Source organism: bacterium (Candidatus Blackallbacteria) CG13_big_fil_rev_8_21_14_2_50_49_14 (assembly GCA_002783405.1).
Classification (GTDB): Bacteria; Cyanobacteriota; Sericytochromatia; order UBA7694; family UBA7694.
The window spans coordinates 27,041-50,167 of the sequence record PFGG01000059.1 but is presented as its reverse complement, the minus strand read 5'-3'; the positions used below and the strand labels follow the sequence as shown (position 1 = coordinate 50,167).

General features: G+C 46.1%; 21 protein-coding genes. 15 read left to right on the top strand and 6 right to left on the bottom strand.

The window, feature by feature from the left end; all coding sequences use genetic code 11:
• Window positions 1–87 precede the first annotated feature (87 nt).
• Entirely contained in the window at window positions 88–255 is a 168-nt protein-coding gene (locus tag COW20_14310) for a hypothetical protein (protein ID PIW46929.1), read from the top strand.
• An 86-nt stretch (window positions 256–341) separates the two neighbouring features.
• Here COW20_14310 and COW20_14305 read toward each other — a convergent pair whose 3' ends face one another.
• Window positions 342–1,412 carry a leucine dehydrogenase gene (locus COW20_14305; protein ID PIW46931.1) on the bottom strand — a complete coding sequence of 357 codons (1,071 nt, stop codon included), beginning with the start codon at window positions 1,410–1,412 and terminating at the stop codon, window positions 342–344.
• Window positions 1,413–1,676: 264 nt separating this feature from the next.
• Window positions 1,677–2,564 carry a shikimate dehydrogenase gene (locus COW20_14300; GenBank protein PIW46928.1) on the bottom strand — a complete coding sequence of 296 codons (888 nt, stop codon included), beginning with the start codon at window positions 2,562–2,564 and terminating at the stop codon, window positions 1,677–1,679.
• A 278-nt stretch (window positions 2,565–2,842) separates the two neighbouring features.
• On the opposite strand from COW20_14300, the gene COW20_14295 reads away from it, so the two are divergent.
• Both COW20_14295 and COW20_14290 read left to right on the top strand, forming a co-directional pair.
• Window positions 2,843–3,970 (top strand): hypothetical protein, encoded by a 1,128-nt coding sequence (locus COW20_14295; protein ID PIW46927.1) that lies wholly within the window; start codon window positions 2,843–2,845, stop codon window positions 3,968–3,970.
• 45 nt (window positions 3,971–4,015) lie between these two features.
• Window positions 4,016–5,251 carry a hypothetical protein gene (locus COW20_14290; protein ID PIW46926.1) on the top strand — a complete coding sequence of 412 codons (1,236 nt, stop codon included), beginning with the start codon at window positions 4,016–4,018 and terminating at the stop codon, window positions 5,249–5,251.
• 113 nt (window positions 5,252–5,364) lie between these two features.
• Here COW20_14290 and COW20_14285 read toward each other — a convergent pair whose 3' ends face one another.
• Entirely contained in the window at window positions 5,365–8,100 is a 2,736-nt protein-coding gene (locus COW20_14285) for a hypothetical protein (protein PIW46925.1), read from the bottom strand.
• 189 nt (window positions 8,101–8,289) lie between these two features.
• On the opposite strand from COW20_14285, the gene COW20_14280 reads away from it, so the two are divergent.
• Complete coding sequence (locus COW20_14280) at window positions 8,290–8,793, top strand: hypothetical protein (GenBank protein ID PIW46924.1); 504 nt, start codon at window positions 8,290–8,292, stop codon at window positions 8,791–8,793.
• A 1-nt stretch (window position 8,794) separates the two neighbouring features.
• Entirely contained in the window at window positions 8,795–9,625 is an 831-nt protein-coding gene (locus COW20_14275; protein ID PIW46923.1) for a hypothetical protein, read from the top strand.
• 13 nt (window positions 9,626–9,638) lie between these two features.
• On the opposite strand, the gene COW20_14270 is transcribed toward COW20_14275, so the two are convergent.
• Window positions 9,639–10,730, bottom strand: coding sequence for a peptide chain release factor 1 (locus COW20_14270; protein PIW46922.1), 1,092 nt, complete (start codon window positions 10,728–10,730; stop codon window positions 9,639–9,641).
• Window positions 10,727–11,299, bottom strand: coding sequence for a hypothetical protein (locus COW20_14265; protein PIW46921.1), 573 nt, complete (start codon window positions 11,297–11,299; stop codon window positions 10,727–10,729). The genes COW20_14270 and COW20_14265 overlap by 4 nt, the downstream gene beginning before the upstream one ends.
• A gap of 192 nt (window positions 11,300–11,491) precedes the next feature.
• On the opposite strand from COW20_14265, the gene COW20_14260 reads away from it, so the two are divergent.
• The 6 genes from COW20_14260 to COW20_14235 all read left to right on the top strand — a co-directional run bounded on the left by COW20_14260 (window position 11,492) and on the right by COW20_14235 (window position 17,590).
• Window positions 11,492–12,166, top strand: coding sequence for a uracil-DNA glycosylase (locus COW20_14260; GenBank protein PIW46920.1), 675 nt, complete (start codon window positions 11,492–11,494; stop codon window positions 12,164–12,166).
• 215 nt (window positions 12,167–12,381) lie between these two features.
• The gene (atpB, locus tag COW20_14255; protein ID PIW46919.1) at window positions 12,382–13,389 is read left to right on the top strand and encodes an ATP synthase F0 subunit A; all 1,008 of its coding nucleotides are present in this window, start codon (window positions 12,382–12,384) and stop codon (window positions 13,387–13,389) included.
• 228 nt (window positions 13,390–13,617) lie between these two features.
• The gene (locus COW20_14250; protein PIW46918.1) at window positions 13,618–13,917 is read left to right on the top strand and encodes a co-chaperone GroES; all 300 of its coding nucleotides are present in this window, start codon (window positions 13,618–13,620) and stop codon (window positions 13,915–13,917) included.
• A gap of 19 nt (window positions 13,918–13,936) precedes the next feature.
• The gene (gene groL, locus COW20_14245) at window positions 13,937–15,601 is read left to right on the top strand and encodes a chaperonin GroEL (GenBank protein PIW46917.1); all 1,665 of its coding nucleotides are present in this window, start codon (window positions 13,937–13,939) and stop codon (window positions 15,599–15,601) included.
• A 79-nt stretch (window positions 15,602–15,680) separates the two neighbouring features.
• Window positions 15,681–16,961 carry a hypothetical protein gene (locus COW20_14240; GenBank protein PIW46916.1) on the top strand — a complete coding sequence of 427 codons (1,281 nt, stop codon included), beginning with the start codon at window positions 15,681–15,683 and terminating at the stop codon, window positions 16,959–16,961.
• Window positions 16,958–17,590, top strand: coding sequence for a site-2 protease family protein (locus tag COW20_14235; GenBank protein PIW46915.1), 633 nt, complete (start codon window positions 16,958–16,960; stop codon window positions 17,588–17,590). The genes COW20_14240 and COW20_14235 overlap by 4 nt, the downstream gene beginning before the upstream one ends.
• Before the next feature lie 75 nt (window positions 17,591–17,665).
• On the opposite strand, the gene COW20_14230 is transcribed toward COW20_14235, so the two are convergent.
• Window positions 17,666–18,343: a hypothetical protein gene (locus tag COW20_14230; protein PIW46914.1), complete on the bottom strand. Its 678-nt coding sequence runs from the start codon at window positions 18,341–18,343 to the stop codon at window positions 17,666–17,668.
• Between the two features lie 81 nt (window positions 18,344–18,424).
• Here COW20_14230 and COW20_14225 point away from each other — a divergent pair, with 81 nt between their 5' ends.
• From COW20_14225 to COW20_14210, 4 genes are all read left to right on the top strand, one after another.
• A complete protein-coding gene (locus COW20_14225) occupies window positions 18,425–20,065 on the top strand; it encodes a hypothetical protein (protein ID PIW46913.1) in 1,641 nt (546 codons plus the stop codon).
• 45 nt (window positions 20,066–20,110) lie between these two features.
• Entirely contained in the window at window positions 20,111–20,545 is a 435-nt protein-coding gene (gene mscL / locus COW20_14220; GenBank protein PIW46912.1) for a large conductance mechanosensitive channel protein MscL, read from the top strand.
• 302 nt (window positions 20,546–20,847) lie between these two features.
• Window positions 20,848–21,444, top strand: a complete 597-nt coding sequence (locus tag COW20_14215; GenBank protein ID PIW46911.1) for a hypothetical protein — start codon at window positions 20,848–20,850, stop codon at window positions 21,442–21,444.
• A gap of 19 nt (window positions 21,445–21,463) precedes the next feature.
• On the top strand, window positions 21,464–23,104 hold the full coding sequence (locus tag COW20_14210; protein PIW46910.1) for a hypothetical protein: 1,641 nt from the start codon (window positions 21,464–21,466) through the stop codon (window positions 23,102–23,104).
• The last annotated feature ends 23 nt before the right edge of the window (window positions 23,105–23,127 follow it).

Below are 23,127 nucleotides of genomic sequence, written 5' to 3'. Positions count from 1 at the left end.
AGTGTTGTTTTTGTTGACCCCCGTTACACCTCGCAAAAGTGTTCTCAGTGCAAACATGTTTCCCGCTCCAATCGCCCTGAACAGTCTGTGTTTAAGTGCCGTGTGTGCAAATTCACTTGCCACGCAGACCACAATGCTGCGATTAATATTCGCGCCAATTATTTGCAATTTAAAGGGCTGTCTCGCGGTGCGATCCGCACTTCGTGCTTCAACCAGCCTATTGTAGCAACTCAAGGGAACATCTCCTTTGGTTAGTTACAAGCTCTGGCCTTTAGGCCGGGATCGTTGACGGGTTATTAAAACCGTATCTGAAGCTTCGAATACACTGACACGTAGCAAAATCAGCAGGATCTACAGGAAGCAGGAATATGAATCCGACTCAGTTTTGAAAGTTGCTCAATCCGACGTTCAGCCAAACGATTTGAGGCCAAATTGGTAGGAAGATGTTCTTTATTTGCAATTTGAAAAATTTGCTTTAAAGCCGTATAAATGCCTTGTACTTCTTTTGAAACCTTGCGTTTATTATAGCCTTGCAGTTCGTTCCAGACATTGATCAGCCCCCCTGCGTTGATGACATAATCAGGGGCATAAAGAATGCCTTTCTCTTTCAGCATCAAGCCATGGCGAATTTCGTCTTCAAGCTGATTATTCGCTGAACCGGCAATAATTTTATAACCAAACTGCTCAAGGGAGCGGTCATTGATCACGCCCCCCAAGGCTGCAGGAGAATAAATATCGCCTTCAATCGAGAAAACCTCATCCGGAGCGACGGCTTTTCCACCCAATCTTGCAGCAACTTCTTCGGTATACCCCATATCCAAATCTGTAAGAATCAATTCCGCTTTTTCCTGGGCCAAAAGCTCAGCCAGTGAAGTGCCCACATGCCCCAAGCCCTGAATCATGACACGTTTTCCCTTCAGAGAATCACTGCCATAAAGTTCTTCCACACAGGCACGCATTCCCTGGTAGACACCCTGAGCGGTAATGGGAGAAGGATCACCACTTCCACCCATAGCACGCGACAAGCCCGTTACATGGCGCGTTTCAGTGCGAACATATTCCATATCATTGACATTGATACCCACATCTTCGGCAGTAATATATCGACCGCCCAAACTTTCAACAAAGCGGCCAAAGGTACGGAACAGCGCTTCACTTTTATCTTTTTTAGGATCAGCAATGATAACGGCTTTGCCGCCCCCCAGATTGAGGCCTGTTACAGCTGCTTTATAGGTCATGCCGCGTGATAAGCGCAGCACATCTTTAAGCGCATCGGCTTCTGACTCATAAGGCCACATGCGGGTTCCTCCCAAAGCAGGCCCAAGCACAGTACTGTGAATGGCAATAATGGCTTTTAACCCCACGGATTCGTCATAAAAATGAACCACTTGTTCATGGCCCTGACTGGACATTTCAGAAAACAAACGCAAATCCTTTTCTGTTTGTGAGAAATCTTTAGACATTGGATACATCTCCTTATATTTGAGCGTTCCCTTGAAATTAGGTCGAGGTCTCTCAATATAACCTCATTTAATAATGCTCATTTTACCGGAATTTAATTTCAATAGAAATATATTTATCACCAATACGTAAATAATTTTCTTAATTTACATATATTTAATAATCAAGCAAAATTTATGTCATATTTTGCAACGGGGAGTAAACTGGGTTGAACTTTAATCAGAAGCCAGACTTAAACGCTCCAGGATAATATTTCGCATCAATGCCACGGGCGGGACCTGGCCTGTCCAACGTTCAAAGGCAACAGCCCCTTGAAAAACCAGCATATCTACGCCGGAATGGGTCTGGAGCGAACCCAATTCTCGGGCAGTTTTAAGCAAAAGCGTCTCTTGCGGGTTATAAACCAAATCATAGACATGGGCCTGTTCTGGCAGCATTCCCAACATGGATCGGCTGAGCGGTGAATCTTGAACATGGGGAAACATGCCCACAGGTGAGGCATTGACCAGCAAAGAAGTACGTGTCAGGTCGTCAGCCCAGACAGGGGTTGATTTGGTATGAGAACTCCAGACCAAATCTGGAAAAAGAGGCTGAAGGTCTTCAATCACCCGCTGTACAGCTTCATAACGACGGGCCCAAAAAATAATTTCTTTCACGCCAGAACGGGCCAGGGCAATCGCCACGGCACGAGCAGCCCCCCCAGAACCAATAATGGCTCCCGTTCTGCCCTGCAGATCAATCTTCCATTCCTGCAGGGTGCGCCGAAAACCTTCGACGTCCGTGTTGTCCCCCACCAAATAGCTGTCTTCTGTCCAGAAAAGCGTATTCACAGCCCCTGCCAATTGGGCCTCTTCTGTCACATAGTCCAGAAAAGGAATAATTTCTTCTTTGTGAGGAATCGTAACATTGGCTCCCACAAAATTTAAGGCGCGCAACCCTTGAACAGCTTCACTTAAACGTCCTGGAGGAACAGGCATGGGAATATAAACATAATTCAGTTTCAAGGCTTCAAAAGCTGCATTGTGCATGGCGGGCGAAAAACTATGCGAAAGGGGATAGCCCATCAACCCAACCACTTGTGTATGTTGATCAACTTTCGGCATCTGAATACCTCCACAAAACCAGGATTAGGATTGCACTATTCTAACCCAAGATATCAGCGAAGACTGAAACGCATTCTAGAATGATACTCCCAATGCCCATCGGGCACAATTCGCCCTAAAAGAGGAATGAGATGAGAAAAACGCTATTTAAACCATAAAGTAATAAAGAGAGGCTTAGAAATTAATCAGGCTCTGAAAAATTAGATCTGGGAGAGAGATTGAAATTGCAAAACGTCATGTTATAATACAGACACTCTTCGTAATATGGGTAAATATACGTGAAAAACAAATTTGCGAAATCGGTTCTTGCCACAGTAACGGTTTCATTACTGGCTTCTTGTAGCTCAAGCTCACAGGCCCCCTCTACCGTTAATATATCTGGTACTCAAACCGCTGCAACAGCCTCTCTGGTTCCCATTGAGGTTCAAAGTGTCCCAGGCTATGCGATTAAACCCTCTTTGGGCAATGCAAGCGTTACCGGCCAATTGAAAATTCCTGCTGGCTTGGTACTCTCACCCTCTGATCTGAGCTCAATCACCGCTCCCCCTCAGGGTATTACAGCTCCGCCCCAAGGCATTACCGCTCCACCGCAAGGGATTACGGCTCCCCCCCAGGGCATTACCGCTCCACCATTGGGAGTTTTACCCGCACAATCCGTATTTGGAATTCGCTCTGTAAAATCCTCTGGCTTGGCGGTTGGATTCTGGGCTGAGTTTTTCCGTGATAATTTCCGTCTGGTCATTCCAGAATTAGGTCAGCAGGCCTTTGTCAACAATACGGTTCTGCAATATATCAACGGTCAACCTTATTTCGTGGCCAGCTATGTCATGCCCAAGGTAGCGCCCAACAAAACCTATACAGTAGAAGCCAAACACCCCCTCCTGAGTTTGCGTTCAACCCTGCAAACAGGAGAGGCTGGCCAAACAGCCGCTTCAGATCTGGATTTAGGCTCAACCGCTGTCGACTTGGTAAAACAAGCTGCTCAAGCTCGCAATAAAAAAGTCAATCTGGCTTATTTGAACAAAAGCCTGAAAGATCTTGAAAAAGTTTCTGATGCTTTGCAAAAACGCTATAAAAACGAGCTGAGTGAATCTCAGTTGCAAGCCATTGTCAATGAATATGTAGATAGCATTCCTGCCTATTCTGAGCCTGCCTCTATTCGTGTAGACAGTGAAGTACGCCAGTTAAAGCTGAAAAAAGGTGAAACACTTCAACTATCAGCCACAACGACCTACGCCAATCAAGAAAAAACCCAAGCGGTACAATGGCGTACCCTTCAAGGTGATATTTTGAATGTCTTGGCAGATGGCACTGTCTTAGGCGTTAAATCTGGCAGTACAGTTTTGGAAGCCATTTCTGTAGACAATCCGACCCTGAAAGATCAGATTCGGATTGACGTCTATTAGTCTGATTCTGTGAAAACAGTTTTTCGAAATTCCGGGCGAGCAATCATGCTCGCCCTGAGTTTTTTGAGTTTTTCCTGCCAAATGCCAGGCACAAGTCCACAAGAGTCGCCCAGCGTACAATTGGGGGTTGCCATGCCCATAACAGGCTCTCTTTCGGCAAAAGGCCCCTCGCGCCGCAAAGCAGCAGATCTGGCGATGCAGCATTTAAATCTGGCTGGAGGCATTCACAATATGCCGGTCAAACTTTTTCATATTGATTCTGCAACCAACGGCACATTGGCCGCTCAACGCGTCAAAGATTTGCTTGATCAAAACCCCAAAATTCAAGCTTTGATTGGCCCCTCCAGCAGCCAGGAAAGTCGCCAGGTTCTCGATATTGTAAAAGAAAAAAAAATCCCCATGATCTCCCCGGCTTCGACCTCAGCGATCTTCAGCAGCCTGGAGGATGAAGATTATTTTTTTAGAACCGTGCCCTCAGATGCTTTCCAAGGACAAATTTTAGTTTCTAAAATACATGATTTTGGCTTTAAAAAAATAGCCACTCTCTATATTGATAATGCCTATGGCCAATCTTTAAATCAGGTGATTAAAAAAGGCCTCAAAAAAAATGGCGCCGAAGTTCTCAATGAAATAGCCTATCCCGAAGCCATCAAAACAAGCTATCTTGAAGAAATTAAAGCCCTGTTCAAGCAACCCGTAGAGGCTGTTTGTTTTATCGGCTATCCTGGTGAAGCACCGGCGATCTTCAATGCCTGGATGTCCAGCGGTCTCGCCCCAGATATCAAATGGTTTTTTTCTGATGGCTTGAAAGCTTCAGAAATCGTTCAAGGGGTCGAACACCCTGAAAAATTAGACACTTCAATAGGAACCATTCCTTCAGCATCTTCTCAACAGGGCGATTTTCAGTTTTTTCAGGATGCCTATATCGCAGAGTATGGCGATTTTCCTGTTTCCTTTGCCGGCAATACTTACGACTCCGTCCTATTGGCGGCCCTGGCCATACAACGCACTCATTTTTCTTCAACCCATGATTTAAGACAGGCGATTCGGGAAGTTGCCAGTCCGCCCGGCACCCAGATCCGGCCAGGGCAAGAAGGGCTAAAACAGGCGCTCGCACTCTTGGCCAAAGGAGAAGATATTGATTACCAGGGAGTCTCCGGCGATCTCAATATGGATCAGGTGGGAGATGTTCGCAATGACTACGAAATCTGGACGCTTAAAAATGGCTTTATCTTCAGGGTAGAAACCTTCTCAATTTCAGGTCTCACTGACAAAAATTAAAGAGAATGACCTGCTGCCAACAGCTTTTTCAAGCCCCTGAAACCTCTCCCATAAAGAAACAAGCAGTTCAGATCTTTCTGGAAATCCAGCAAAAGACAGCCAGACAATGGAGACTAATTTGCGGGGGAAGATACCTGACCCGGATGGTATTTCACAATGCCCTGGCTGTCCCGATGCAGATGAATACAATTCCGGCCCGCACCTTTGCATTTATACAAAGCATCATCTGCCCGTCGAACCAGATCTTCAGGTTTTTGATCGCGTGGACTGTATTGAGCAACCCCAATACTGGTTGTAATCTGACGAATGGGATTGCCTTCCAAATCATAAAGCTGCATGGATTCTACAACCTTGCGAATTTTTTCACCTGCGATTGCCGCCTGCTCTAATTTCGTGTCAGGCAAAATCACGACCATTTCTTCACCCCCATAACGCACAGGCATATCCGTTCGTCGCACTGTTTTGGACAAAACCTGACCAAAACTTGCAAGAACCTGATCGCCAACCTGGTGACCATAGGTATCATTGAAGCTTTTAAAATGGTCAATATCCATTAAAAGAATAGAGAACGGCTTGTCAGGGTTGCGCTGGGTACGTTGAAACTCTTTGAGCAAAAGCTCATCGAAATAACGCCGGTTGTATAAACCTGTCAGCTTATCGAAATTGGCCTGGCGATGCAGTTTGGTAACATCCGTCAAGACCATCACCACCCCGGTTACCTCTGCGCGCTTGTCCACAACAGGCGTAAGCGACAAATGGTAGACCCCCCACTCGGTGGTGACCTGAACTTCTTTTTGCTTGCGTCTGAATACAGTTGTCTGCCAAATATCTTGCCATTGCTGGGATTGCATATGGAAAACACGTCCCAAAAGCTGAATAATATTGGCATGGGTTAAATTTTCTTCCTCAGACAGGCGCAAGGTATGCACAAAATTTTCATTGTAGAAATTAATTTCGCCCAATTGATTGCAAACCACAACGGGGTTGGTGGTACTTTGCAAAACCGTTTCAAAGAACAAAGCTTCATCATCTGCTTTTTTGCGCAATTGGCGCAAGGCTTCGATTCTTTCTTCAAAGCCAGGAATCAAATCACGGGCCGGTCCCTCTTTGGTAAAGGTTTGCAGCAAAGTCGTGGTGGCCGCTTGATGCACATTTTCAAGCAACTGTCCTGAAAGTTCATCCATTTCAAGATGAACAGGATAGAAAATCTCAAAGAGTCCGATCAACTGACGGTGCGGATCAAAGAAAGGCAAAAGCACAAACTGACTTTCTCTGAGATTGCTATAACGGCGTTTGAAATCAAGATGCTGGGTATAGGCCTCACGAAGGCTCTCAGGCAAACGGGAAAAATCAATCGGCACTGCACGTAAAGGAACTTCCTGAGCAGAAAGCGCTTCATAATAGGGTGGTAAATGCTCGTAACGGGTGGGCAATTCTTTTTCATCCAGCTCTTCGTCAATTTCCAGGCGCTCTTCATCGCTGAACTTGCCGTCACGGCTTTTCACTTCACGTAAGATCATTTGCTTTTTATCAAGATTCAATTCACGGTAACTCACCCAAGCCGCCTGACTGATATACAACAGAGTGGTCAAGGTATGTTCAATCTTTTGATTAAAATTGGGCTTGGGAACTTTGCGCTGATCTTCTTGAATGGCCTGAATCTGTTCACTGAGAGCCAAACTAGAACGCACCCAAATCATGATCGTAACGCCAATGATCATGGCCACCGAAAAAATAAAGACAGGCACAATATCCAAGAGGAAATCGGTAAAATTAAACAGTAAAACTGCAATAAATAAAAATACAACCGACAGGCCCAAGAGCATTATGATCTGACGCGAAAGGGCAAAACGCGGCAAAACCAAGCCAGAAAGCCCACCGATTAATAAAAGAGAAATGATCAAAAGAATGGAGTTCGCGTGGTGAAGGGGGCGTTTATTGAGCAAACTCTGGGCCAAATGCGCCTGAATTTCAATTCCATACATGGGTTTACTGGCCTGATCGCCAAATGGGCTGGTCGTGACATCGCCCAGGGTAGGTGCCATAACACCCAAGATGACCAATTTACCTTGAAAATTAATTTTGGCCTCTCCCGACATGACATCTGCGAAAGAATAAACAGGAAAGAATCCAGATTGTCCTTGGTAAGGCAAACGAATCAGATTGTTATTCTCAAGCGGGAATTTCGCATAATTGCCTAAAATCAATTCATTGCCATGAATCTGAATATCTGTACTCTGCAAACCCAAATATAAGCGCGCCAGCTCCAACCCCATGGGAAAAAGAACTTGCCTGGGCACAGCATTTTGATTTATCGCCTGGGCTTCAATAAAATGGGTAACATCTCCAGGATAGGTAGAGACATTCCCCAAGGCTGAAATATAGGTTTGTAACTTAGCAAAGGGAGTATTGGTATTTCCAGTAGAATAATCATAGAAAAAAGGCATCACAATATTTTTGTGGTCTTTACTTTTATCAAGGACATCAAACAGTTTTTGATCTACCGAGGGGTCCTTGCTGGGCGTACCAAAAAGGATATTAAAACCAATCGCTTTGGCTCCCTGCTCATGAAGTTTATTCAGAAAAGCGGCATATTCCGTACGCGGAAGGGGGTAGCCATATTTCGGATTGGAAGTCGTTTTATCGTCAATGCCCACCAAAACAATATCAGGATGGGGTTGAAAGGTACGAAAACGGGTCTTAAAATAAAAATCTTGAAGCGCGTCCTCTGGTCCAATCAAAGAACCTGTTAAATAGGTGCTGACCAGGATCAAAGCAACCAAAACCCCCATCATGCTGACAAAGACAGGGGTATTTTTTACAAACAAAGCTTTGAATTGTTGTATCACGATTATCTGTTAGATTTTCTGCCGAGAAATAAGGAAATAGCAAGCTGATACTTGTATTTCACATTAACAGTTTACCTTAATTCAGGCGAGAGTCCAAGCCAGAAAGACTCTGGTTTGGACTCTGACAAGAAGATCAGGCATAATGAATCCAGAAGCTTGAACAGACTAAGTTTTTCAGGAGTTTCCTGTATGCGATTTAAAATACCCTTTGTGTTTCTGACCTTCGCGCTGAGTTTTCCGGCCCTGGCATTTGCGCCCACCCCGATCCAGCCAGGAAAAAGCATTGCAAATGTTGCCCTGGGAATGCCTGATACAACAGGAATCCAAGAGCTCACAAAGAAATTAGGCTCAAAACCAACACTCACTGGAAAAGACACCGAATATGAAGGGCAAATTGTTTATTATTTCTTTTTTGGCACAAAAAACAAAGAAAACAACAGTTATCCTCTGCAAGTTTACAGCGATGTGAAACATCATATTTTTATTTTCGAAGTCAATACTCCTGAGTTTAAAACCCCCGAAGGCATCCATGTCGGCTCTTCTGAAGCAGAATTGCTGAAAGCCTATGGCAAACAACTCAAAAAAATTCAGCGGGGTTCCATTTATTTGAAATATACGCTGGGCGGCCGAAAAGGAACCGATTTTTACGTACGCAACAAAAAGATCACGCAAATTCTAATCCGGGATTATTAAAATGAAACGTCTTGGCCTTGCCCTTTTCTGTTGGAGTTTTCTGAACCTTTCGGCCCTCGCACTCCCCCTCAAACCGGACTATGAAATACAAGCCTTTTCCACTCCCCTGCAAAAGCAGGAAACTCAGATTTCGCTTTCAGAGCAGCCGCCCAACGTCTGGCTCTCTGTCGCACTCGCCAATCACCAGGTCATTTCCAATTTAAAAGGTGTTTGGATTTCAGTGCTGGGAGAAAAAACTTCATCGGAGAACTTTGAGCTAAGCCTAATGCTCAATCAAAAAACTGTCCTCCAAAAGAAAATAAAAGCAGGTGAGGCTTTCTTTTTACCCGCTATCGCCCTGGAAACAGGAAGCAATGAACTGATTCTAAAACTCCAAAACAAAGAGACTCTTATCAATCAACAAAAATTGACCCTCTACCATCTTTCAGAGCGCCCTGCAGCCACCTTTGTTCTGGTCGATAAATACAATTTTGCGCTTTATTATGTACAGAATGATATTCTTGAGAAAACCTATCCGATTGCAACGGGTCGCCCACGTACTCCCACCCCTACAGGACTTTTTATCATGGGAAAAAAAGAAATCATGCCCTACCCGAATACAGGTTGGGGGGTTAGACGTCTGTTGATCTATACAAAATCGGCCTATCCCAGCAGGCACTGGTCGGGATATGCGCTTCATGGCACCAATAATCCAAACAGCATCGGCACAGAAGCCTCACATGGCTGTGTTCGCATGTTTAATCAGGATGTGACTGAACTTTCAGAATTAATCCCAATAGAAACACCCGTCGTGATTCGTGAAAAATTGCCTTTTTACTTTGAAAAAACTTAAAACCAGCGAAGCGTTAGGCCAAAGCCACTTCATCCTGCTGGGTGAGTTCCTCAAGCTTGGCCTGCTGATCGGCAGTGATCAAGGCATCGATCATTTCATTGAGATCGCCATTTAAAATTTCTGGCAGTTTATGCAGGGTCAGCTTAATCCGATGATCGGTGACCCGACTTTCTGGGAAATTATAGGTCCGGATACGTTCACTGCGATCTCCACTGCCCACCTGGGACTTACGCGCATCTGCACGCTCTTGGTTCTGCTCGTGGGTCAAGCGATCCAACATTTTGGTCTTGAGCATCAACATCGCCTTCATGCGGTTCTGCAATTGGGAGCGCTCTTCTTGGCAAGCCACCACAATACCTGTCGGCACATGGGTAATACGCACAGCGGTTTCAACCTTGTTGACGTTTTGGCCCCCGGCCCCACCTGAACGGTAGGTATCCATCTGCAAATCCGCAGGATTGATTTCAATATCAATATCTTCAGCCTCAGGCATAACAGCCACTGTCGCAGCAGAGGTGTGAATCCGCCCTGAAGCTTCAGTATCGGGCACCCGTTGAACACGGTGCACCCCAGACTCATATTTCAAATAGCTGTAAACGCTATCGCCTTCAATGGCCAAAACCGCTTCTTTAATCCCATTCAAGCCCGTTTCATTTAAGGACAAAATGGTGGTTTTCCAGCGTTTTTGATCTGCAAAACGGGTATACATCCGCATCAGATCGGCAGCAAACAAAGCAGCTTCTTCGCCCCCTGTTCCCGCACGAATTTCCAACATGATGTTTTTCTCATCATTGGGGTCTTTGGGCAAAAGCATTAACTGCAGTGTGTTTTCTAAATGAGCCTGTCGTTCGGTCAACTCTTGCAGTTCACTCTGAATCAGCTCTTTCATATCAGCATCTTGCTCTTCACGTACCATTTCCTGGGTATTGGCAAGGTCTTGATTGACCTTTTCCAATTCATGGTAAATCGCCACTTTTTCTTCAAGCTCGGCATGTGCTTTGGCGTATTTGCGAAAACGCTCCTGATCACGAATCACATCAGGATCTGACAATAACTCTGTCAGTTCCTGATGCTTTTGTAGAATGGCTTCAAAAGGGGCTATCACGACTTTAGCGATTCAGTCATTTCTTGGATCAGGCTCAACGCTTTTGCCACAGAAGACTTCATTTCGGCAACACGTTCACTTTCCTGACGGATTTCATCCACCAACTGATTTAAAGTGGCAAGATTAAAATCATCTGCACCTTCCTGCACGGCAGGGGCGGGTTCTGAAACTTCGACAGACGTGGCTGCGGCATCTTCGACAGCAGGTTCTTCTTCATAGGAGGGATAGGCTTCGAAACTTTCTGCTTCAAGCACTTCTTCTTCTATCATTTCGGTTTCAGTATTCATTACTTCTTCTTCCAAAGACAGATCACTCTGTATTTCAAAATTATCAGATGCTTCTTCTGCGGGAAAATCTTCATTCAGACTGTCATCCTGATCCATGGCAGGAATATAATCATCATCCATACCCTGCTCCACTTCCAAAGCCGCTTGCACTTCCTCATCTTCGAAGTCATAAGGGGTTTCTTCTGGATCATCCAGAAAAGACAGGGCATCAGAGACGGCGTCTTCCTGAATGATGCTATTGGTGTCTTCATCTTCCCAGATTTGGGTCTCAGAATCGCTCATGGGGCAGTTTCTCTCTTCCCGATTTGGTCGAATTTTATGAAAGTCTATTATAGCATAGCATATCCCACTGCCAAGCAAGTCAGAATGGGGATTCGCGCCTTTAATTCAATCTTCAGAAGCTCTGAACAGCATGATATAATCTTGAAGAGCCTTTACAATTAATATCTTGATAAAAAACCATCTATCAATCAGATGAGCCATCAAAATTCATTCTCTAATCAAAATCCAGATTCGGATCGGGCGCATTTCAGCGCCCCAAAACAGAGTGAAAAAGAGCAAGCCCTGCAGGTACTGGCTCAAGCCTGTAGTCAGTGCCAAAAATGTGGGCTATACAAGGGCCGAACTTTTTCCGTCTTTTCGGATGGCAACCCAGCGGCCCACTTAATGGTGATAGGAGAAGGCCCTGGGCAACACGAAGATGAAACTGGCGTGCCCTTTGTAGGCAAAGCAGGGCAATTGCTTACAAAAATGCTTGCCTCGGTGGGTTTTGATCGTCAGCAAGACACTTATATCGCCAATGTAGTCAAATGCCGCCCGCCCCAGAACCGCACCCCAACACAGCAAGAGATGCAGACCTGTCTCCCATTTCTGGAACAACAGATTCAGCTCGTTCAACCCCAAATCATCATCCTGACAGGAGCAACCGCCTTAAAAGGTCTGTTTGGCGAAAATCAATCTATCTCCCGCGCACGGGGAAAGTGGATTTTTTGGAACGCGATTTGGTGTATGCCCACTTTTCACCCAGCCTATCTCTTACGCAATGATTCCCGCCAGAAAGGGTCTCCCAAATGGCTGGCCTGGCAGGATCTCAAAGAGATCAAACGCAAATATCTGGAGCTAAATCCCAGCCTTCCCCCAGAGAACTGATCTCAAAAGCGTGATGATCTGGCGGGAGGCTCTTGGCCTATGCTAAAATTCCTGAGCATGAGTCAGTGTGTACCTGCCTCGATTTGTTTGCGCTGGAATCAAAACCCTCCTGTCAAACACGTTTGAGACTGTCTGGTTACACCAAATTGAGCTTCAAGGTTTGAGCTTAACTACTCTGTACATCCAATCAAGCAATATATATAAGGAGAACGGTTGTGCAGCCTGCATTTGCAACAGAACACCATCAGGCCGAAGAATCGCACGGCACTGTCTCCAGTACTGAGCACAGCGCTGTAGAAGAACACAGCACCTCCAGCACGGAGCAAGGCACTGTCTCCAGTACTGAGCACAGCAGTAATGAAACTCACGGTAAGCCCTCCGACACGGAGCACGGCAGCGTCACCATGACGACCGAGCACAGTGCCGAAGAAACACATAATGCTTCAAATACAGAACATGGCACCCCAGAAGAACATGGCGGAGCAGAAGAACACCATGAAGCAAGTTCTTCTTATCATCCTCCCAGCCACTACAATCTTCAGATCGGTCCAGCCAAAGTCCATTTGGATACCCTGATGGGCAGTTGGTTGGTCATGGCCATTCTGATTGCGCTGGCCTTTATGGGCACGCGCAAACTCAGCAAAAAACCCGAGAAAAAACAGGTTTTCTTTGAATCTGTAGTCGATCTGGCGAACAGCATCGTCTCTTCACAGGTTCACAAAGACACCTATCGCTATGTGCCTTTGATCGGCACCATTTTCTTGTTTGTGCTCTGTTCAAACTGGCTGGGTCTTTTGCCCTGGCGCGTGCTTGAACTCTTTGGCACTCCCCATGGTTTTGAAATTGCCTCTCCCACCAATGATGTAAATACAAATGGCGCTATTGCAGTCATCTCTGTTATTTCCTATTGGTATTTTGGCATTCGTAAAAAAGGCCTGGCCCATTTCAAGCATTATTTTCAACCCATGTGGTTTCTCTTCCCGCTCAATATGATGGAAGATTTGACCCGTCCTCTTTCACTGACTTTCCGTTTATTCGGAAACATCATCGGAGGCGAAATCGTGATGGGGATTCTGCTCTTCTTAACCGCTCCCCTGATCGTCACCAGCGTGGTCGTTTTACCCATGATGACCCTGGAAGTTTTGGTTGGATTTATCCAAGCCTTTATCTTCTCTATGTTGACAGCATCTTATATCGGAGCGGTTGTCGCCGAACACCACTAAAACCAACCCAGGAAGAGGGGCTGTTTTCAACAGCCCCTCTTTTTATTTGAATTTTAATTAGCGCTCTTACTGTGCGAGTGATAATTTTTTTGCTTTTGAACTCAAAATTCTCTTGACAGTCCTGAAAGAATCGATCATCATGAATACATATATCAGCACTCTATGTTAATGAGTGCTAAAGAATAAATTCTCCGATATGCCAAACTCAAATGGAGGTCTTAGACACACATGGCAAAGACATTTCTGAAGCCCCTGGGTGACCGGGTGGTGGTAAAAGTAATCGAAGGTGAAGAAAAAACCAGTGGTGGCATTTTGTTGCCCCAGACCGCTAAAGAAAAACCCCAAGAAGCTGAAGTTCTGGCTGTAGGCCCCGGCAAATTGCTGGAAGACGGCAAACGCTCAGCCATGGAAGTTCGTGAAGGTGACCGTGTCATTTTCGCTAAGTACGGTGGCACAGAAGTCAAAGCTCAGGGTGAAGAATATCTGATTATCTCTGAAAAAGATATTCTCGCAATTGTTGAAAGATAATCAGGAGGAATAAATTAAGATGGCAAAGCAAATTGTTTATAGTGAAGATGCACGTCACGCCCTTGAGCGTGGTGTAAATGCGGTGGCCGATACCGTAAAAGTAACCCTCGGACCCCGTGGCCGCAACGTTGTACTCGAAAAGAAATTTGGCGCTCCCCAAATCATCAATGACGGTGTCACGATTGCCAAAGAAATCGAACTCGAAGATCCGATTGAAAATACCGGTGCCCAACTGGTTAAAGAAGTTTGTAGCAAAACCAACGATGTTGCGGGTGACGGAACCACCACCTCTGCTGTTCTGGCACAAGCCATGATCCGCGAAGGTCTGAAAAACGTAACCGCAGGTGCAAACCCCATTCTGGTCAAACGCGGCATCGAAAAAGCAGTCGCTCTGGCTGTTGAAGAAATTCACAATGTATCTACCCCCATCGAAGGCAAAACCGCGATTGGTCAAGTAGCTACCATTTCTGCTGGCAACGATCTGACCGTTGGCAATCTGATTGCAGAAGCCATGGAAGCTGTTGGCAAAGATGGCGTTATCACCGTTGAAGAATCTAAAGGGATGTCTACTGAACTGGATGTGGTTGAAGGCATGCAGTTCGACAAAGGCTATATCTCAGCTTATATGGTGACCGATTCTGAAAAGATGGAAGCCGTCTATGAAGAAGCCCATGTTTTGCTGACCGATCGCAAAATCAGCGCTGTAGCTGACCTCGTTCCTGTTCTAGAAAAGGTTGCTCGCTCAGGCCGTCCTTTGGTGATCATTGCTGAAGACGTTGAAGGTGAAGCCATGGCAACCCTCGTGGTCAACAAACTGCGTGGTGTTCTCAACAGCGTTGCTGTCAAAGCTCCTGGCTTCGGTGATCGCCGCAAAGCCATGCTCGAAGACATCGCTATTCTGACCGGTGGCCAAGTCATCAGCGAAGATCTGGGTCTGAAACTCGACAATATCAGCGTTGAAATGCTGGGCTTTGTCCGTCAGGTTCGCATCTCCAAAGACAAAACCACTCTGGTTGCGGGTGGAGACCACAAAGAAGCCGTTGAAAAACGCGTGGGTCAAATCCGTCGTCAGATCGAAGAAACCGATTCTGAATTCGATCGTGAAAAACTGCAAGAGCGTCTGGCCAAACTGTCTGGCGGTGTTGCCGTGATTCAAGTCGGTGCAGCCACTGAAACCGAACTGAAAGATCGCAAACTGCGCATCGAAGACGCATTGTCTGCTACCAAAGCAGCCGTTGAAGAAGGCATTGTTGCTGGCGGTGGTACCACCCTGCTGCAGATTGCCAAACACCTCAATGAATATGCGATCAAAAATGAACAAACCCTGAGTTCCGATGAAAAAGTCGGCTTCAATATCGTCATGAAAGCTCTGGAAGCTCCTCTGCGCCAGATTGCTGAAAATGCCGGTGAAGAAGGCGCTGTTATCGCTCAGAATGTTCGCGCTGCTGAACAAGGCGTCGGCTACAATGCCCTGGATCGTCGTTACGAAAACATGATCCAAGCCGGTATTGTGGATCCTGCCAAGGTCGCACGCGCTGCGATTCAGAATGCTGCCAGTATTGCAGCCATGCTCCTGACCACTGAAGCTCTCGTGGTTGAAAAGCTCGATAAAAAGGCTGGCGGTGGCGCTGGCATGGATATGGGCGGCATGGGTGGAATGGGCGGCATGGGCGGCATGATGTAAGCCTCCCGGCACCGATTCCCGACACGAAGATAATCTAAAAGGGGCCTCCGGGCCCCTTTTCCTTTGGTAAAATACGGCTATGAAACTGATTCGTTCAATGCAGGCTTATTTTCCTGCAGAAGTTTTGGAACTCCTTCATCATGTGGGTGAAAGCGCTGCAGCTCTTGATTTGCGCGTCTTTTTAATTGGCGGAAGTATTCGCGATCTGCTGCTCCCCCACCGTGAGTTTGACTGGGATATCGACCTGGTGGTTGAACACCGAGGAGCAGAAGCGCTTGGGCAGGAAATGCAAAGACGCTGTGGAGGCCAGCTTCAGATCTTTGAACAGTACGGTACAGCCAAACTTAAATTTGATCAGCGCCTTCACCTGGACATCGCCACAGCCCGAACAGAGACCTATGCCCATCCTGGCGCGAATCCCAAAGTCAGCTTCAGTGATCTCCACGCCGATCTGATACGCAGAGATTTTACGATCAATGCCATGGCGATTGCGCTGCTGCCCGGAGAGTTTGGAGAACTGATTGATTATTTCAATGGTTACCAAGACCTCGAACATCGCCTCCTGCGCACCCTGCATGAGAATAAATTCAGAGAAGACCCTGTGCGCTGCTGGCGGGCCTGCCGCTTACAACATGCTTTAAGTTTTCAAATAGAATCTCAAACCGCGCAATTGATCTCTGAAACCATGCAAACAGGTATTTTTGATCGCTTTTTCTCGCCCCGGATCCGAACAGAGCTCCGCAAAGTTTTAAGTTTTGCAGATCCACTTCCCAGTCTTCTCGCGTTGGAAGCGCTGAATGTCTTGCGTTGCCTGGATCCAGAATTGAGACTCAACGAAAATTTACTCGGTGCACTCAATCGTTTGGAACAGTGGGAACCCTGGTTTGCCGAAGCCCATGACCAATGGGCTGCCCCGCTTTGTCTCCTATTAGAAGCCCTGAGCGTCCCGCGCAGAGCAGAGCTGATCCCACACTTGGAACTCAATCAGCACCAAGTGCGTTCCTGGGAAGCGATCGTGGTTCAAACGGAAAAAATGCTGGCACTGAATTGGAAAACCCTCAAACCTCACCAAGTGTATCAAACGCTTAAACCCATCCCAGATCTCACCCTTTGGTTCTGGTTGGCCCGTTTTCCCGAAAGCGAACTGGCACAAGCCGCAGAATACTTCTGGGGCGAGCTGCGTCTGTCCAAGCCTGAAATTTCTGGGCATGACCTAAAAACGATACTCAAACCAGGCCCCCAGATGCGCGAAATTTTAGAAAAGCTCCACCATTTTCGACTGGATGGCCTGGTCCATTCAAAAGAAGAAGAATTTGCACTGGCTCAAAAATGGGCCCAAGAACTCAAAGAGGTACTATGATTTTTCGCTCAAACCCTTTGGATCTGCTGATCCTCTTGCCCCTGTTCATCATCTCCATTTCATTTCATGAGGCAGCCCATGCCTATGCCGCCCATATTTTTGGAGATGATACCGCCGCCCGTGAAGGCAGACTCACACTCAACCCGATAGCGCATCTCGATCTGATGGGCGCGCTGATGGTTGTCTTTGTAGGCTTTGGCTGGGCCAAACCCGTGCCCGTTGATCCGCGAAATCTGCGCAACCCCGCCTGGCAAATGCCGGCTATTGCAGCGGCTGGCCCCTTGGCCAATCTGCTTTTGGCTATTCTGAGCATTATTCTGCTCTATCTGGGCAACAAAACAGGACAGGACTTTATCAAAGAACCTTTGGTCATCAGTATTTCACTCAATTTGCTGCTGATGGTCTTTAATTTGGTGCCCTTGCCTCCCTTAGATGGTGCAGGGGTCTTGCGAGGATTTCTGCCCCGCAGGCTGCAAATTCAATTTGATCAGCTCTTACCCTATGGCCCCGCCATTTTAATTGCCTTGGTCTTCTTGCCGGGTGTACGGGATATATTCTTTGGACAAATTTATAAGGTCATGCAAGTTATCTTTGAGTTTTTGGTGCATCTTTTTTCATTCTTGGCTTAAATACGCCTCAAAAGCCAGCTCAAACGACCATAAAAAAGCCCTCCGTAAAAACGGAGGGCTTTTAAAAAACTTAAATCAGCAATGTGGTTTTACAATCTGCCCAAAATCAGGCTCACCCGCTTTGGTGATTTTTGCTGAACCATCTTGAAAGAGTTGGTATTCTCCCTTTTGCAGGGTACGGGGCGTACCGCTGGGGGGGCGGGGAATAGACCAGGAACCATCAGCTTTAATATCCAGACGGCAGTTTGTGGGCTGAGTCGTCGTTCCAGAAGAGGCAGGACTGGCCACAGGTGTAGTCGGCGTCGGCGAAGCATTGGATGTGGGGCATCCCGGTGGTTTAATCACCGCTCCCACATCAGGCTCACCCGCTTTGGTGATTTTTGCTGAACCATCCTGAAAGAGTTGATACTCCCCTCTTTGTAAAATACGTGGCGTTTTATCTGGCCGTGGAAAATGCCAGGAACCGTCATCGCGAATATCTAACTTGCCACAGTTAGAAGCAGCAGGGGCCGGCGTTGCAGCAGGAGCCGTAGAAGGAGCAGAAGGGGCAGCAGAAGGAGAAGTAGAACGTGTGGTTTCATCCGACCGGGTTTCACCCTGATTAATAATTGTAGTATTGTTGACCACTTGCTGAGGAGCGCTATTGGTCGTTTGCGTCACGACATTTTTAGGTGCATTATTGGTGGTATTGTCACAACCAACGATCAGCATCGAAGAGCTCAATAAAAAAAGACAAGCAAAACGCATCTTCATAATAAAAACAGATCTCCTGAATTAGTAAATACAAGGAATTTTGAAAATAACCCTAAGGCTATTGTAGGCAAGACATCCTGAATGAGCAATAGACCCAGATCACACTTTAAACGGATTCCGCGTCAACAAAATGGGATTCAAAATCAATTCAATCTGCTTTTTTTGAATTTACTTTTATATGAAATTAAGATATTATTAAGAATAATCCCTTTTGGTGCGATGGTCAGCATGAAATCCAAGAATTTCAAAAAAATTCCTCTGTTTTTAAATATTGTTACATTTTGTATCTTTCTTGCAGCGTGCAGCCCTGTTCCCCTTCCTCAAGCCCTACCTGCAGCACAGAATAATACCCTCAAAACAACCTCATTCCGCCAAACCCCCTCAAACTTTATGTGGGGCGTCTCTTCAGCGGGTTATCAAGCTGAAGGCAATGAAACCAACAGCCAATGGTATTTCTGGGAACAGGCAGGCAAAACCAAGCATCGCAGTGGGAAAGCCGTTGATTTTTATAACCGCTATGAAGAAGATATTCTGCTCGCAAAGCAAATGGGCGTCAATGCCTTCCGTCTGAGTGTGGAATGGAGTCGCATCGAACCCCGACCCGGAGAGTTTGATGAAAATCAGATTGCCCATTACAAACGCCTAATTCAAACCGTACGCAAGCATGGTATGACACCTCTCGTTACCTTGGTACATTTTACCTATCCGCAATGGCTTCTAGAGGACAGCGATCGGGATGGTTTGAGAGGCTGGGAAGATCCTGATACTATCGAATTGTATCTGCGCTATGTAGATCGCATCGCTCGGGAAATGGGCAACGATGTGCGTTTCTGGATCACCTTTAATGAACCCAATATCTGGCTACCCATTGCCCATCTATTTGGGAAAACCCCACCCGGGACCCATTCTCCCCTTGGTTTTCTGAGATCAGGCTGGAATGTACTCAAAGCCCATGCCAGAGCCTATGATCGAATTCACGGCATCAATCCACAGGCCATGGTCTCTGCAAATATCTTCCAATTTCAATACAATCCTTTTGCAAAAACACCCAAATCCTATGCGTCTTCAGCAGATCCAATGAACGCCAGGACAATTGAAGCCTTTGCTGATTCAGACTGGTTTATTGACGGACTCAAAAGTGGTGATTTTGCCTATGCGATTCATGCCAATCAGATCTTTAAACCTGTTCATTACGCCAGCGAGACATCCGCACGCAACAATGGCACAGTCGCCTTATTGGGCCGCTTTGATTATGTTGCGTTTGATTACTACTATCGCTTCAATAAAATTGAACAAATCATGAACGCACATGAAACTTGGCGCATGCCCATTTACCCTGAAGGTTTATACAATGTTTTGATGGATTATCAGCGCAGATTTCACAAACCCATTGTAATTGCTGAAAATGGAATCGGAACCTTTCAAAACCAACCCCGTGCAGATGGCTGGAGACGAAGTGACCATATCATTCACCATGTCTACCATATGCAAAGGGCCATTCAGGATGGCGCACAGGTAATCGGCTATTTTCACTGGTCGATCACGGATAATTATGAATGGGGAGATTTCGATTCCCGCTTTGGGCTGTATCAGGTTGAAGCCCAAACCGATGCCAGTCTGAAACGTATTCCAACCGATGGCGTCGCAGCTTACCAAGCCGTAATTGCAGCAAAAGGAGCCACGCCGCTTCTCTTACAAAGATATCCCGGCCCTCGCCGTTAAACTCTTTATATACTGCACAAGAATACGCACTCGAAAGGATATCATATGGGGTTTATTCAAGAATTTAAAGAGTTTGCCGTCAAAGGCAATGTCATCGATCTGGCTGTAGGTGTCATTATTGGGGGTGCCTTCGGTAAAATCACCACCTCACTGGTTTCAGATGTACTGATGCCTCCCTTGGGTTTAATCACAGGAGGCATTAAATTTACAGAAATTAAAATTCCGCTTAAAGCAGCCGTTTTAGATGCCGCAGGCAAAGTAACGGCTGAAGCTGTCACCCTCAACGTGGGCAACTTTATCCAAAATGTCTTCGACTTTACCCTCATGGCCCTCGCCGTTTTTGTGATGGTAAAAATGATCAACAACCTGAAAAAGAAAGAGGAAGAAGCACCCGCTGCTCCTCCAGCGCCCCCAGAACCCAGCCGCGAAGAGATTTTATTGACCGAAATTCGCGATGCTCTCTTAAAACAAAAAGCGTAATTCAGCTTCCTCGCCTAAAATCAAGGCCAAAACAAGCGCCCAGAAGATGACTCAAAAGAGTGATTTTCTGGGCTTTTCTTCTGAAACAATCTAAAAATAATGCACCAACAAAATATATCGCGATTTTCTCAAAAAACAACACCTATTAAACCAAAGTATTCAAATATCCTATTTTCAAATCACCTTGTAGACAAATGCCTCAGAATAGACAAATCAAATCTCTCAAAAGTACAAATCTAAACACAATTTAGGTTTTTTGAACTGCTAGGATCAAAGTATATAGCTACTGACAGGAGCCAGTCATGTTACCCAATATCAACCGTTCGCCAGAACCTTTACAAAACCAGATCTGGCCCCCCAATCCCACGGCCATGCCCGCAAAAGAGAGCCTTGTCAATCAAAGTCTGGATCTCCAACTTCCCCAGGATCAAGTCTCACTGCAATGGCCACAATCATTGGAATCCCCCAATAAAATAGACACCGAAGAAATGAATATTCAATTCTTCGAACCAGAAGACCTGCAAACCGAAGCCAAAGAACAAGCTTTAGAAGAGAGCAAACTAAAGGCCAAGCAAAGCTTGCTCAAAGACGAAAAATCCCTCCACCAGGCCCAAGACAAATTCAGCCAAATTCAAAGTAAATATCTGCTCAGCTTCCGCCGCTATGAACAAGCTCAGGATCTGCTTTCAGATTATCAAAGCCAGATCCACCCCGGAAAAAATGCCCCTTCAGAACTGAAACAAAAAATAAACACGCTCAAATTTGAAGTGCAGCGCCTGCATGCGGAAACAGAACAGGGACGCTGGGCACTCGAACAGCAAAATACAGTGGTCGATAAATTGCAACTTCAGGTTGAGAGATCCAGAAGCCATTATTTGCTTTTGAATCAAGAAAACTAGGATTCAGGGTAATTCTACAATGCCAAACGTTTCCAATTTTTCTTCTACCAGCCAATACCTGGTCAATACCCGCACAGATATTGACAGTGTCTCAAAAGGACAACAGGGCGGGAGTATCCTTTCCAACTCAAGTACCTGGAGTCCTTCAGAAGTATCTACTGACACCGAAAATGCGCCCTCTCATCTACCGGATTTGGGTACAGAATCAAAGGGGCCCGTTTATTCCACAGAAACAGATCTTCAAGGCACGTGGCAAGGAGTACGTCCTACTTCGGCCGATTTTGAAGCCTCTCAACTTAATTTCGGGGCCAACCAAAAAACAGACAGCCAAGGCAGTTTAGAATTTCGTCAAAAAATTAGTATGGGACTGAAAAAAGGTAGCAGCGATACCCCTGCACCTCTGATTTCAGGTGTTCGTCGTTTATCGGAGAAGCCAAGCTATACCCAAACAGATGTCTCGGTTCAATTGGGTATGACCAAACGGGATGCAGAAGGAAATGAGCTCTTTGCAATCGATCATACCCAACGCTTTTTAGAGAATGGCGACCAAGCCACCGAAACAGCAGGCACTTATCACGCCTCCCCGGATCTGCAGCTCAATGGCTCCTATGCAACGGAAAAAGACAGCCAAACCACCACCTTGGGTTTTAATTACAGCCATACCGAAAAGCTCCCAGATCCACCAGAAGGTCAAGCCACAGCGACAACTGAGAACCCCTCCAAAACTGAAGGTGAACAAGCATCCCCACCAGACCCTAAAACATTTTCTGTTTCCGGAGAAATTCAGCAGAACCAAACCCTCGAGGCCCATAAACAAAGCCTGAGCGCAGGTGTTTCCTATGGTGATACCAGCATCAATTATGGACAGGAACGGATTGATCCCACCCAGCTTACAGAAGGATTTGCACTCCCCCAAACCCAACAAAACATCAGTGCCAATACCAAATTGGGGAAAGATCTTTCAGTCGGCGTCAGTCAAAAACAAACTGTTGCTTCATTTCTGGATTGCGACAGCAATGGCAACTCAATCGTAGGGCGCAATACGACCACCAGCACAGATGCAAACTTAGATTATGAAATCAGCAAAGCCACCACGCTGGGCTACGTGCATTCACGAGAGGTCTTAACCAGTAGCTCACAATCGGGTGTGGTCAATTCAACAGAATCAAATCAAGTCAATTTAAAACACACCTTCAATACGTATCTGAGCGGTGCACTCTCATACACCAATAAAGTCAATAATGCAGAACTTTACTCTGCCAAATTGACCATCACCGATCCTGCCTCGCCGGAGCCCACTACAGATACAGCCGTCGATCCAAATACAGGCGCAGAAACACCTGCCCCACAAGCTGATTTGCCCTATTCGTCTGTCAGTAGCAAATGGGAATTTCAAATAGATCAGGAACGCAGCAAAATTGATCCACAACTGAATAATCGGAACTATACCGTTAGCTATTCTACCCAACGCCCCGATGATGGCGTTGCTATGGATTGTAAATATTCACGGTATATTCCACAAGGGGGGCAAGCAAAGTGGGACAGCAGTATCAGGCTTTATGGTGATGGAACCCAAGCTATCCCTTTGGTGGCAGAATTAAAACTGTCATCGGATCAAGCCTCCCCCTCTTTCAATCTTTCAGCAAGTTGGAATTTTTAAGAGGCTGAAATGAAAATAAACAG

Bases quoted from the DNA above. Each gene is read 5' to 3' on its own strand.
- COW20_14305 (PIW46931.1), bottom strand. From the start codon at position 1,412: ATGTCCAGTCAGGGCCATGAACAAGTGGTTCATTTTTATGACGAATCC.
- COW20_14215 (PIW46911.1), top strand. From the start codon at position 20,848: ATGTTACCCAATATCAACCGTTCGCCAGAACCTTTACAAAACCAGATC.
- COW20_14250 (PIW46918.1), top strand. From the start codon at position 13,618: ATGGCAAAGACATTTCTGAAGCCCCTGGGTGACCGGGTGGTGGTAAAA.
- COW20_14230 (PIW46914.1), bottom strand. From the start codon at position 18,343: ATGAAGATGCGTTTTGCTTGTCTTTTTTTATTGAGCTCTTCGATGCTG.
- COW20_14235 (PIW46915.1), top strand. From the start codon at position 16,958: ATGATTTTTCGCTCAAACCCTTTGGATCTGCTGATCCTCTTGCCCCTG.
- groL (PIW46917.1), top strand. From the start codon at position 13,937: ATGGCAAAGCAAATTGTTTATAGTGAAGATGCACGTCACGCCCTTGAG.
- COW20_14260 (PIW46920.1), top strand. From the start codon at position 11,492: ATGAGCCATCAAAATTCATTCTCTAATCAAAATCCAGATTCGGATCGG.
- COW20_14240 (PIW46916.1), top strand. From the start codon at position 15,681: ATGAAACTGATTCGTTCAATGCAGGCTTATTTTCCTGCAGAAGTTTTG.
- COW20_14275 (PIW46923.1), top strand. From the start codon at position 8,795: ATGAAACGTCTTGGCCTTGCCCTTTTCTGTTGGAGTTTTCTGAACCTT.
- COW20_14210 (PIW46910.1), top strand. From the start codon at position 21,464: ATGCCAAACGTTTCCAATTTTTCTTCTACCAGCCAATACCTGGTCAAT.
- COW20_14280 (PIW46924.1), top strand. From the start codon at position 8,290: ATGCGATTTAAAATACCCTTTGTGTTTCTGACCTTCGCGCTGAGTTTT.
- COW20_14225 (PIW46913.1), top strand. From the start codon at position 18,425: ATGAGCAATAGACCCAGATCACACTTTAAACGGATTCCGCGTCAACAA.
- COW20_14265 (PIW46921.1), bottom strand. From the start codon at position 11,299: ATGAGCGATTCTGAGACCCAAATCTGGGAAGATGAAGACACCAATAGC.
- mscL (PIW46912.1), top strand. From the start codon at position 20,111: ATGGGGTTTATTCAAGAATTTAAAGAGTTTGCCGTCAAAGGCAATGTC.
- COW20_14300 (PIW46928.1), bottom strand. From the start codon at position 2,564: ATGCCGAAAGTTGATCAACATACACAAGTGGTTGGGTTGATGGGCTAT.
- COW20_14290 (PIW46926.1), top strand. From the start codon at position 4,016: ATGCTCGCCCTGAGTTTTTTGAGTTTTTCCTGCCAAATGCCAGGCACA.